At 45.9% G+C, this 12829-nt stretch carries 8 protein-coding genes; 4 read left to right on the forward strand and 4 right to left on the reverse strand.

Going from position 1 to position 12829, the window contains the following annotated elements; genetic code table 11:
- The first annotated feature begins 7 nt into the window (after window positions 1-7).
- Entirely contained in the window at window positions 8-484 is a 477-nt protein-coding gene (locus B5Z18_RS12550) for a DUF6452 family protein (protein WP_079469678.1), read from the forward strand.
- A complete protein-coding gene (locus tag B5Z18_RS12555) occupies window positions 477-1274 on the forward strand; it encodes a DUF6048 family protein (protein WP_079469679.1) in 798 nt (265 codons plus the stop codon). The genes B5Z18_RS12550 and B5Z18_RS12555 overlap by 8 nt, the downstream gene beginning before the upstream one ends.
- A gap of 218 nt (window positions 1275-1492) precedes the next feature.
- Here the strand turns inward: B5Z18_RS12555 and B5Z18_RS12560 are convergent, their stop codons facing one another.
- Window positions 1493-1978, reverse strand: a complete 486-nt coding sequence (locus tag B5Z18_RS12560; RefSeq protein WP_235015915.1) for a GNAT family N-acetyltransferase — start codon at window positions 1976-1978, stop codon at window positions 1493-1495.
- Window positions 1979-2054: 76 nt separating this feature from the next.
- Between B5Z18_RS12560 and B5Z18_RS12565 the strand changes: the two genes are divergently transcribed.
- The gene (locus B5Z18_RS12565) at window positions 2055-3545 is read left to right on the forward strand and encodes an ATP-binding cassette domain-containing protein (RefSeq protein WP_079469680.1); all 1491 of its coding nucleotides are present in this window, start codon (window positions 2055-2057) and stop codon (window positions 3543-3545) included.
- A 120-nt stretch (window positions 3546-3665) separates the two neighbouring features.
- Window positions 3666-9251, forward strand: coding sequence for an alpha-2-macroglobulin family protein (locus B5Z18_RS12570; protein ID WP_079469681.1), 5586 nt, complete (start codon window positions 3666-3668; stop codon window positions 9249-9251).
- A 65-nt stretch (window positions 9252-9316) separates the two neighbouring features.
- On the opposite strand, the gene gap is transcribed toward B5Z18_RS12570, so the two are convergent.
- The 3 genes from gap to B5Z18_RS12585 all read right to left on the reverse strand — a co-directional run bounded on the left by gap (window position 9317) and on the right by B5Z18_RS12585 (window position 12500).
- Window positions 9317-10327, reverse strand: coding sequence for a type I glyceraldehyde-3-phosphate dehydrogenase (gap, locus tag B5Z18_RS12575; RefSeq protein WP_079469682.1), 1011 nt, complete (start codon window positions 10325-10327; stop codon window positions 9317-9319).
- A 19-nt stretch (window positions 10328-10346) separates the two neighbouring features.
- On the reverse strand, window positions 10347-11219 hold the full coding sequence (locus B5Z18_RS12580) for an alpha/beta fold hydrolase (RefSeq protein WP_079470069.1): 873 nt from the start codon (window positions 11217-11219) through the stop codon (window positions 10347-10349).
- 216 nt (window positions 11220-11435) lie between these two features.
- Complete coding sequence (locus B5Z18_RS12585; RefSeq protein WP_079469683.1) at window positions 11436-12500, reverse strand: PDDEXK nuclease domain-containing protein; 1065 nt, start codon at window positions 12498-12500, stop codon at window positions 11436-11438.
- Window positions 12501-12829: the final 329 nt, after the last annotated feature.

Here is a 12829-nt window from a genome sequence, read left to right on the forward strand (position 1 = left end):
ACAAGTAATGAAAAGCATCTACCAGATATTACTCACCTGTTTCATTTTCGCGGGCATCGTAGCCTGTGAAAATGAAACGAAAGTATGCGATCAGACTTTGCGGAATGATTACCATACGCATCTTATGCGCAAACTCAATGACAGATTATCAGATACTGTGATGCCTAAAGTAACCGCATATGCATTTGGCAGAGATAGCATTTACAGAAGCCAGGCACTGGGCGACCTGTTCTTCCAGCTATCGCCGATAGCAGACAGCAGCCTCTTTTACCTGAAAGTGGATTCCAGCTTTGTACCTGATACCTTAAAGATCAGGTATACACGGCAACAACATTTTATTTCCCCCGGATGTGGTTTTGGTACCTATTTTAATATAGATACCGTCATCACCACCATGCATACCATCGATTCTGTTGTAATTAATAATAAGTCCGTAACTAGCAGTAATGACACGCATCTTACTTTGTATTTCTTTTTTGACTAGTATCCTGCTCAGCGTTGCTGCCACGGCACAAAACAAGCCGGCCACCGTTAAAACGGATACGCTGCCCAAAACTGTTAAAGCAGATACTACCCATAAAGCACTTGCCGATACGGCAAAAGCGGCAGTGTTGGCGCATAAAGACAGCTCCTGGTTTATTCCGGGCGGCGTGCGGATAGGAGTGGATCTCAGCCGTATCGTTTCTGCTATCTATTATCCTTATAGGAAAGAAGTAACAGTAGTAGCCGATGCCCGTATCAACAGTAATCTTTACGTTGCCTTTGAAGGCGGCTACGCCAACACCCCCTACAGCGATACCAATTACACCTACAAAGGGAATGGTATGTTTGTAACCCTGGGTGTTGATTATAATTTTCTGAAAAGACAATATGTTTCTGAAAAGAATATGTTCTATACAGGCTTCCGTTACGGATTCTCTCATTTTAATTATTCCGTTCCCACTTATTCCATCAAAAACACCTATTGGGGTGATAACCTCAGTGGCAGCGTGCCCAAAACCGCGGTAAATGCCCACTGGGTAGAGCTGCTGGTAGGATTAAAGGTAGAAGTACTGAAGAACCTCTTTATGGGTTGGAACATCCGGGAACGCATCCTGGTTAACAGTGTGAAAACCGATAACATAACGCCGCTGGTCATTCCCGGTTTTGGCAGTGGTTCCAAAAGATCTGCTTTCGATGTGCAATACACCATCTCATATGTTATCCCTTTCTACCGGGTGAAAGAGCACGCGCCCAATAAAGAAGAGAAAAAGAAAAAAATACCAAAGCGGTAGAGCGGAAGGATCGCCTTCGGCGATTAAATTGTCTTGGAGCAGGATTACGCTGATTAACCGTGAGTATTATGATTTTATTTTAGCGGATTTTAGATTATAAAAAGAATAAGGGGAGATAGAAGCGGATATTCGCTTTTATCTCCCCTCAATATTTTAAACAAAAGGTGGAAAAATCATTTGAATCACGGTTAATCAGCGTAATCCTGCTCCAAGACAATTTAATCGCCGAAGGCGATCTCTCCGCTCCGCCTCAGCATCTCAATATGAGGAATTCCATCTTCCATATAAGTATCACTGGTTTGCTCAAACCCCAGTGAAGTATAAAACCGTTGTAAATATTGCTGCGCCCCGATCCTGATAGGAATCACACCATAATGCTCCTGTAGCGCTGCAATAGAACGCTCCATCAGTTCCCTTCCCGCACCTTTGCCGCGGGCCAGCGGAGAAGTAATCACCCTGCCGATAGAAGCCTCTTTAAACTTGATTCCCGGTGGAAAAATACGGGTATACGCCAACAACCGGCCTTCTTCATCTGTTCCCATTAAATGCAGCCCCTTCTGGTCGGAATAGTCCAGATCCTGGTAAGCGCAATTTTGCTCCACCACAAATACTTCACTGCGCAAATGCAGGATAGCATAGAGTTCTGCAGTGGTTAATTCTTCAAATGATTTTATATTCCAGATCATACCCTCAAACTTTGCCATAAATTTACTGGAAGCTTTCAATAATCGGGTTAATTTTATATCCGACAGAAGAATACTGAGTCCAATCGTTCAAACTATGACAGCACAGCAAACGCCATTCCTCTCACTGGAACATATTACGGTGAGGTATCTCGATAAAACATTATTCAATACCCTCACCTGGCAGATCAACAAAAGAGAACAATGGGCCATCACAGGGCCCAGCGGTTCCGGTAAAACCGCCCTGCTGAATACCATTCTTGGTAAATTTAATATCATCAATGGTAGCATCCATTACCACTTTTACGACGAGTGGTGCCGGCAACATACCATCACAGATCCCTGGTTTAATTACCGCAACCTGGTGGCCCTGGTAGGACATCATCATACCTTCCGCAACCTCTCCAATACCACTACGGATTTTTATTATCAGCAACGCTTCAACAGCATGGATGCAGATAATTCCCCCACCGTAATGGAATACCTGGAACTCACCGAAGTACCGGCATTACTCCAGCCACTGCGTATTGCCCCGCTGATGGAAAAACGGCTCATCAAATTATCCAATGGCGAAACCCGCCGGGTAATGATTGCACGCGCCCTCATCCAACAGCCGCAACTGCTCATGCTGGATAATCCCTACATCGGGCTGGATGTACAGGCCAGGAAGGATTTCAGCAATATGATCAATGAAATCATTGCCGGTGGCGCCACCGTATTGCTGGCTACCGCCCCTCATGAAATTCCCGAACATATTACGCATGTGCTTACCCTGGAAAATGGCAGTATAACTGGCAAGTATACACGCAGCGAATTTACACAGCTGCCATTACCCGCGGCAACAGCAATAACGCTGCCGGAAATGGAGGCTGATAAAATAACAGCGCTGGTACAAAACAGCCAGCAACAACAATTTGATACGATTGTGCGGATGGAGGACATCCATATTAAATACGGCGAAAATACCATCCTCAATAACATCAACTGGACAGTTAAGCCAAATGAAAAATGGGCTTTGCTGGGGCCCAACGGCGCAGGTAAATCCACCCTGCTGAGTCTTGTAAACGGCGATAATCCACAGGCGTATGCCAATAAGCTCTGGCTGTTCGACCGGAAACGGGGCAGCGGGGAAAGTATCTGGGATATCAAGAAAAAAATCGGCTTCGTATCGCCGGAACTGCACCAGTATTTTACCTCCCGCGATAACTGCCTCCAGGTGGTATGCTCCGGCTTCTCGGATGTAATTGGCAGCACCAGGCCGGCTACTCCCGGACAACAGCAGGTGGCCCGCGACTGGATGAGCATTCTGAATATAGCCGAACACGAAAAGGCGCCGTTCAAACAGGTGCCTGAAAGCGCGCAGCGCCTAACCTTGCTGGCCCGCGCCCTTGTTAAAAATCCGCCCCTGCTGATCTTTGATGAGCCCTGCCAGGGACTGGACACCCAGCAAAAACTACATTTCAAAAAGGTGATAGAACAGCTGTGTGAACACATGCCGGTAACACTCATCTTTGTTACCCACTACGAAGATGAACTGCCTTCCTGTGTAGATAAGTTTATCCGGCTCAATAAAGGCGAAATGGTGTAGCAAATTATATGTGATCACATTCAAACAGGAAGGGGGAAGGCTTTAAGTCTTCCCCCTTCCTGTTTGAATAAAATTCCCGACATTCGCACCTAATAGTTAATCACCTAATCTGCTTTCCTGATGCACCCAACAAAAAGGCTTACCGCTGTAGCAGCATTATTTTCATTCCTGGCCGCCCTGTTTGTGATCAGTGGTTGCCGTACGGCGAAAAAAGAAATGAACCCCGAATTTGCCCGGTACATTGAGGCATACACCGCGGGTATCATTTCCAAACAAAGCGCCATCCGTGTTCACCTCACCGCACAAACGAATGTAACCCATACCCAGAACGAGCCACTGGAAAAGGAAGTATTCGAATTTTCTCCTTCCATCAAAGGAAAGTCCTACTGGATTGATGCCACCACCATCGAATTCAGACCAGATGAAAATCTGCAACCCGGCAAAACGTATGAAGCCAACTTTAAACTTGGTAAAATACTGGAAGTGCCCAAGGAACTCAAATCATTTGACTTTGAATTCAAGATCATCAAACCCTCTTTCTCGATAGAAAATTTCGGGCTGAAAGCCAGTACCAATAATACCCTCGACCGAATGACCTGCCCAGGCGCCATTTATACGGCGGATGTGGAAGATCCGCAGGCGATTGAAAAAATACTCACCGCACAATATGCCGGTAAAGGCTTACCCATTACCTGGCAGCACAACGCCGCAGAACGTACCTCCCGCTTTACGATTGCCAACATCGCACGGGCCAATATTGCCCGTAACATGGAACTGAGCTGGAACGGGGCGCCCCTGAAAGTGGACAACAACGGAAAGAACACCATCGAAGTTCCTGCTATCGGCGATTTTAAAGTGCTGAATGTAAAAGCCCTCGCAGATCCGGAACAACACCTCCTGGTACAATTTTCTGATCCTGTAAGCATGGCCCAGACACTGGAAGGGCTTATCGGCATCAGCGGTCAAAGCGACCTGCGTTATACCATTGATGGCAGCGAAGTTAGCGTATATGCACCCGTGCGACTGGAAGGAAACTACAACGTAATAGTAAATGAAGGTGTTATAAACATCACGGATAAACGCTTAGGCAAAACTTTCAGCGCCAACGTTAACTTTGAAAATACTTTACCCAGCGTAAGCATTCCCGGCAAAGGCGTGATCCTGCCGGAAAGCAATAAGCTGGTGATGCCGTTTGAAGCGGTGAACCTCAACGCGGTAGACGTTTCCATTATAAAAATCTACGAAAATAATGTACCGCAATATCTTCAGCGGAACGACCTCGATGGCAGCCAGGAGCTACGGCGTGTAGGCAAGCCCGTAGTAGAAAAAACTATCCGCCTCGATGGGGATAAATCGGTAAACCTCCATAAGAAAAACCGCTTCTTCCTGGACCTCGATAAAATGCTGCGCACCGAACCCGGCGCCATTTACCGCATCACTATCGGTTTCCGGAAATCATACGCTATGACCGCCTGCTCCGCAGATACCACCAAAGACGGTGATAACGCTTCCTCCGATGAGGAAGGAGAGGAAGAATATTACGGAGGCGGAGAAAAAATTGATGATGATGATTCCTTCTGGCAACGGTACGATAGCTACTATCCATACGGCTATAACTGGGACCGCCGGAATGATGCCTGCTCCAATTCCTACTACAGCAAAGACAAATGGGCATCCCGCAATGTCATTTCTTCCAACATTGGCCTCATCGCCAAAAGAGGAAACGATAACAGCATGCTGGTAGCGGTAACGGATATACGTGATACCAAACCCCTCATAGGAGTGGAACTGGAATTACTCGACTATCAAAACCAGGTCATCTTTAAAACTAAAAGTGACGGGGAAGGACTCGCTTCTTTCGATCTGAAACGTAAGCCCTACCTGCTTATCGCCAAAAAAGAAAATGAACGGGGTTATCTTAAACTCGACGACGGCAGTTCCCTTCCATTAAGCCGGTTTGATGTAAAAGGAGAGGAAGTACAAAACGGTATCAAAGGCTTCCTCTATGGCGAGCGTGGCGTATGGCGTCCCGGTGATTCCGTTTATCTTACTTTTATTTTGGAAGATAAAGGAGAGAAATTACCGGCAGATCACCCTGTTTCACTGGAACTATACAATCCAAAAGGACAACTATACAAACGGATCAATCAGCACGAAGGACTAAACGGCTTCTACAGCTTTGCGACTGCTACTGCACCGGATGATCCAACCGGTAACTGGGTGGCAAAAGTAAAAGTAGGCGGCGCCACCTTCCAGAAGAATGTACGCATTGAAACCGTAAAGCCCAACCGCCTTAAAATAAAAATGGATTTCGGCAGCACCACTTCCTTGTCGAAAGGCAGCGCTACCGGTAACTTATCGGCCATATGGCTGTTTGGCGCCACGGCACAGCATCTGAAAGCTAAGGTAGATGTATCGCTGGTACAGCAAAGCACCAGCTTCCCCAAATTCGGGGACTACTCTTTCGATGATCCGGTAACTCATTTCGAGGCAGAAAATAAAACCATCTTTGAAGGCCCGCTGAGTGAAAGCGGCAGCGCCCCTGTGAATGCAGACATACAACTGGGCAAAGTAGCGCCGGGCCAGCTGAAAGCAAACTTTGAAGTAAAAGTATTTGAACCCGGAGGCGATTTCAGTATCGATCACTTCTCCATGCCCTATAATCCATTCACCTCTTACGCAGGCTTGCGCATCCCCACAGGCGACCGCACCACCGGTATGCTGCTCACAGACCGGCCACATTCTATCGACCTGGTGGATGTAGATGGCAATGGCAATCTCACTACCGGCAGCCGCGAAGTACAGGTAGAATTATATAAAATTAAATGGAGATGGTGGTGGGATGAAGGTGAGCAGGACGACTACTCCAACTTCACACAGGACAGCTATAACCAGCTGTTGAGCAAAGAAACCGTTACCCTGCAGAATGGTAAAGGCAAATGGGACCTGCGCGTAAATTCACCGGATTGGGGCAGGTACCTGATCAGGGTGAAAGACCTGCAAAGCGGCCATACCGCAGGTAAAGCCGTGTATATCGACTGGCCCGGATGGGCAGAAAGGATGCAGAAGGATAATCCTGCGGAAGCATCTATGCTGGTGTTTACCTCCGATAAACAAACCTATAAAACCGGTGATGACATTAACCTCACCATCCCAAGCAGCGAAGGCGGCCGCGGGCTGGTAAGTATTGAATCAGGCAGCAAAGTGCTGAAAACATACTGGATCACTACCAAACAGGGACAAACCACCTTTAAGTTCAAGGCGGAAAAGAATATGACGCCTAATATATACGTGAACGTTAGTTTGCTGCAGCCACATGCGCAAACCCTCAACGATCTGCCGATCCGTATGTATGGTACCATTCCGATTTCCATTGAAGACCCCGGCACCATCCTCAAACCGGTGATCACGATGGCAGACAAGCTGAAACCTGAAACAGAAGCCAGCATCACCGTGAGTGAAGGCAATGGCAAACCGATGACTTACACCATCGCCATTGTAGATGAGGGGCTGCTCGATCTTACCCGTTTCAAAACACCGGACCCTCATAATGCATTCTATGCAAGAGAAGCACTTGGCGTAAAAACCTGGGATTTATTCGACTACGTGATAGGCGCCTGGGGAGCGGACATGGATCGCATCCTGAGTATTGGTGGTGATGAAGGACTGGATAAAAATGCCGGTGGCGCCAAAGCCAATCGCTTTAAGCCCGTGGTAAAATATATGGGTCCCTTCTACCTGAAAACAGGGCAAAAACAAACACATAAATTTAAGCTGCCACCATACATAGGATCTGTGAAAGCGATGGTAGTAGCCGGTCAGGACGGCGCTTATGGCTTTGCTGAAAAAGCAGTAGCGGTAAAGAAACCGTTGATGTTGCTCACCACAGCGCCGCGCGTGCTTGGGCCGTCAGAAACCATCCAGGTGCCGGTAACCGTATTTGGCCTGGAACCCAATATCCGCAATGTGAATGTTAGTTTAAGTACCAGTTCGTTGCTGGAAATTGTAGGCGAACAAACCAAAACAGTGACCTTCTCACAACCCGGAGAACAAATTGTTTATTTCGATGTAAAAGTACGTCCGCAAACAGGCGTGGCTAAAATAAAAGTAACAGCCAGCAGTGGTGCAGAAAAAGCAGAAGAAAACATTGAACTGAATGTTCGTAATCCTAACCCGGTGATCACCAATATTATTGAAAATACCCTGGAAGGAAATAAGAGCTGGCAATCTGCTTTCAGCCCCGTGGGCATGACAGGCACCAATTCCGGCGTGCTGGAAGTGTCTACCATTCCATCTCTCAACCTGGGCAAACGCCTGCGGTTCCTGATAGAATATCCGCATGGCTGTATTGAGCAAACTACTTCGGGCGTGTTCCCGCAGCTGGTGCTGAACCAGTTGATGGATCTGAAAGAAAGTCAGCGGGCAGAAGTAGACCGCAATGTAAAAGCGGGTATCAACAGGCTGAAAAGCTTCCAGACTTCCGACGGTGGTTTCAGCTACTGGCCGGGTGAAGGCAACTCCGATGAGTGGGGTACCAATTATGGTGGTCATTTCCTCATAGAGGCGCAGGCGCAGGGTTATACCTTGCCAGCCGGGTTACTGGATCAATGGAAGAAATACCAGCGCAATAAAGCCGGTACATGGGCGCCCAGTACTCTTAATTTTTATGGTGGCGATCTTACACAATCGTACCGCCTGTACCTGCTGGCACTGGCCAAATCGCCGGAGCTGGGTGCGATGAACCGGTTAAAGGAATTCAAGTACCTGTCTGTTCCTGCCAAATGGAGGCTCGCTGCTGCTTATAAACTTTCCGGTCAGCCGGAGGTAGCCAACTCTCTTGTACAGGGACTTGCCACTGAAGTTAAAGCGTATACGCAACTGGGCGGTACTTTTGGTTCTGATTTGCGCGACAGGGCCATGATCCTGGAAACACTCACCATCATGGGCCAACGTAACCGCGCCAACGAACTGGTGAAACAGATTGCCGCACAACTGTCGCAAAACGACCAGTGGTACAGCACACAAACAACCGCTTACTCGCTGATTGCCGTTGCAAAGTATTGCGGCAACAACAAAGGTGGCAGTAAGATGAATTTTGCCTACACCATCAACGGCGTCAAGGGCAATGTAAACGGGCAGTCTTTTGTTACACAGATACCTGTTACGTTCAACAGCAGCGCGGGCAATATCAGCATACAGAATAACGGGCAAAACGTATTGTATGTGCGGCTTATTCTTCAGGGACAACCGGATGCCGGTCAGGAACCCGTAGCCACTAATAACCCGGATATATTGGGCATGCAGGTAAGCTTCAGTACCCGCGATGGTAAACCGCTGGATCCGGCTACATTGCGGCAGGGAAGCGACTTTATGGCCACCGTTACCATCACCAATCCGGGCAAGAGAGGCTATTATGAACAAATGGCTTTGTCGCAGATCTTCCCTTCAGGCTGGGAAATAATAAATACCCGCTTGATGGAAAACGATAGCGCGTTCCATTCTTCCCCATCTACGTATATGGATATACGTGATGACCGGGTATATACTTATTTCAATATAGAAGAGAGTAAAAAACGTACGTATAATGTATTGCTGAACGCCGCCTATCTGGGTAGATATTATCTGCCGGCAACTTCCTGCGAAGCGATGTATGACAACACCATACACGCTTTCACACCAGGCAAGTGGGTAGAGGTAGTGAAGTAGAAAGAAATAATAAATAAAAAAGGCGTTCCGGAAACTCCGGAGCGCCTTTTTTTATGAGCAGATAACTACTGCTTTAACCGGGCAAAATATGTTACGGTACGCACCAGTTGTGATACATAACTCATTTCATTATCGTACCAGCTTACCACTCTTACGATCTGCTGATCTCCTGCTGATAATACTTTTGTTTGTGTGGCATCAAAGAGAGAGCCGTAGTGGCTGCCTATAATATCGCTGCTCACTATTTCATCGGTGTTATATCCGAAACTTTCGTTGGCAGCGGCTTTCATGGCAGCGTTCACTTCATCTGCAGTTACTTTCTTTTGCAGGGTCACCGTAAGTTCAGTTAATGATCCGGCTATTACCGGTACCCGCTGCGATGTACCATCCAGTTTTCCTTTTAAAGTGGGAAGTACCAGTCCTATTGCCTTTGCGGCTCCTGTACTGGTGGGGATAATACTTTGAGCCGCGGCTCTTGCTCTCCGCAAATCTCCTTTGGCATGGGGCGCATCCTGGATATTCTGATCATTCGTATAGGCGTGAATGGTAGTCATGAGGCCATTTACAATACCGAAAGTATCTTCCAGCACCTGCGCCATAGGGGCCAGGCAGTTGGTGGTACAGGAGGCACAACTGATAATGCTTTCTGTTCCATCTAAGATGTTGTGGTTAACATTATACACGATGGTTTTCAGATCACCTGTTGCAGGGGCCGAGATCACCACTTTCGCTGCACCTGCTTCCAGGTGGGCTGCGGCGGTGTTCCTGTCTGTAAAAAAGCCGGTGCTTTCCAGTACTACGTCTACTGCATGTTGTGCCCAGGGAATTTCAGCAGGATTTCTTTTGGCGTATACCTTAATTTCTTTTCCATTTACAGAGATGGCATTTTCGGTGGCTGTTACATTTGCATCAAACCTGCCCTGTGCCGTATCATACTTCAACAGGTGCGCTAATACAGCCGGACTGGTTAAATCATTGATAGCCACAATTTCAATACCGGGCTGATGGTACATCTCACGAAAAAACAATCTTCCAATTCTTCCAAATCCGTTGATGGCGATTTTTGTGTGCGACATAAAAAATATTTTTTAGTAATTATCTTTTTAAGAAATCGTGTATCAGGGCAGCTATTTCCTCATGGTATTCTTCCAGCGCGAAGTGGCTGCCTTCCAGCAGGTGTACTTCTGCATTTGGTACATCCCTTTTATAGGCTTCTGCGCCCGGCCAGGTAAAGATGCGGTCATGTTTTCCCCATACTACGAGGAGCCGCGGTTGGTGTGTACGCAGATACTGCTGCCATTCCGGGTACTTTGGAAAATTGGTACCATAATTCCGGAACAGGGCCACCTGTATAGCTTCTACGCCGGGCCTCGACATATAGGCATGCGCCAGTTCGTAACTGTCGGGGCTCACACTTTCCGGGTTGGCTGCTCCCAGCAGATGTTCTTCTTTAATTTTTTCAAGGCTAAGCTTATGTACAATAGCTGCCAGTAATGCTTTCTCATCTCCGGCTTTTTGTAATGCGCCAACTTCCTGTACATCGGGTCCTAAGCCTTCATTATATACATTGGCATTTTGTATGATCAGCGCTTCTACCAGTTCGGGTCTTTTACTGATGATCCGGAATGCAACGGGGCCGCCGTAGTCCTGCAAATACCAGCTGAATTTTGTTAATCCCAGCTTGTCGATAAACTGTTCTATTACCAGCGCAAGGTTATCAAATGTATAGTCGAATGCAGTTAGCGAAGGAATACTGCTTTGGCCGAATCCAGGGTAATCCGGGGCAATCACATGATACCTGTCTGCCAGGTCACGGATCAGATCGCGGTACATGTGTGAGGTAGATGGGAAACCGTGGAGCAGCAATATTACCGGTGCATCTGCCGGGCCGGCTTCGCGGTAAAAGATATCGAGGTTGTTAACAGTAACTGTTTTGTGAAGAACGGGGGCGGTAGTGAGTGTTTGCATATAAATATATTTTTGTACCATTCAGTACATTATTAGATAAAAAAATATCGCTTATGGTGAGTGGTTGCTTGCGGTTATTGTGTGAAATATGTCATATAGAAGTTATTTGCTCGCATAAAGGTATATATTTTACCAATTGGTACAAAATATATTTTAAAAAAATGTTGAGGGGAAGATATACAGGAAGATGATGAGATCGGACATACTTTAAATTGATCAGGCTAACTCATTCTCAAACAACTCGTGGAGTTTCTGCTGCAGCAGTTTTTTATCGGGCAGGATCGTCTGATACTCAGCAATAACGGCAGGAGAAAGGTTTCTGCTGAGGGCAAACTCTACTATCTCATTATTTTTCTCTTTGCAAAGCAAAATGCCCACGCTCGGGTTCTCGTGCGACTTCCTGACATTCCGGTCCAGCGCTTCGAGATAGAAATTCAGTTTGCCAATATACTCCGGCATAAACTCCGTGGCTTTCAGCTCAAAAGCCACCAGGCAATGCAACTCCCGGTGATAAAACAACAGGTCGATGTAGAAGTTAACGCCGCCTACCATGATCTTAAATTCCTGGTCCATGAAAATGAAGTCCTTTCCCAGTTCGAGGACAAAGGTTTTAATTTTATGGATAAGCGCTTTTTGTAAATCGCTTTCATTGTGTGGTTCGGGGAGGTTGAGGAATTCGAAAACGTAGCTGTCTTTGAAGCCAACAGAAGTTTTTTGTGGCTTATTTGTTATCCTTTCCTGAGAGGGATAATTACCTAACAGTATTCTTTCATACAGGCTACTCTTTACTTGTCGTTCCAGCTCTCTTAAGGAATAGCTCTCATTAATACATAGCCGAATATAAAATACTCTCTCTTCATTTCTTTTAACTTTCTCCAACAATACAATGTGGTGAGACCAGGATACCTTAACCAACAACGTATTACGAATATGCTTAAATTTCGCCGACACTGTTGGCGAAATTATACTTAGTTGATTATCAATATGATTAGCCCCTTCAATATCCGAAAGTAAGTTTAAATCGGCCATATAAGTTTCATAAAAAAGTTTCATTTTATATAGCCCTCGATTACTAAACCCTTTCAATTCGGGATGATGCCTGGCAATAAAATCAGACAGCTCTTTAATTGTTCCACTTCCCCAGATGTTACTTTGCATTTTTTCATGAATGTGCTCCCCAACTTTCCAATAAAGATTGATCATTTCAACATTCACCATTCGCTGGGCACTAATTCTGGATCGCTGAATAAGCGTTACAATTTCTGCAAATTGATGTGTCATAAAATTTAGATTTTTGTATGTAAGAAATAAAAAACAGTTTCTCAGTTTCTTAATTTTCCGAACAACAGTGGGTACTTTTCATCACTATCAATTCAAAAACATATTATAAATATTTTTAAATTTCGCCGACAGTGTCGGCGAAATTATATTACTTTATTAATCAATAATTTACGCATTACATATACGTAATTAACATTATCCATTCCAGGTATTCTAACTACTTTTCATTTTCCAATAAATAATTTTTATTCAATTGATAATAAGTCACTTATGAATATTCTTATCAAAAAACCTCCTTGCCAATTGGTTTTCTAATTGTGCCATCAGTG

Source organism: Chitinophaga ginsengisegetis (assembly GCF_900168065.1).
Lineage (GTDB): Bacteria > Bacteroidota > Bacteroidia > Chitinophagales > Chitinophagaceae > Chitinophaga > Chitinophaga ginsengisegetis.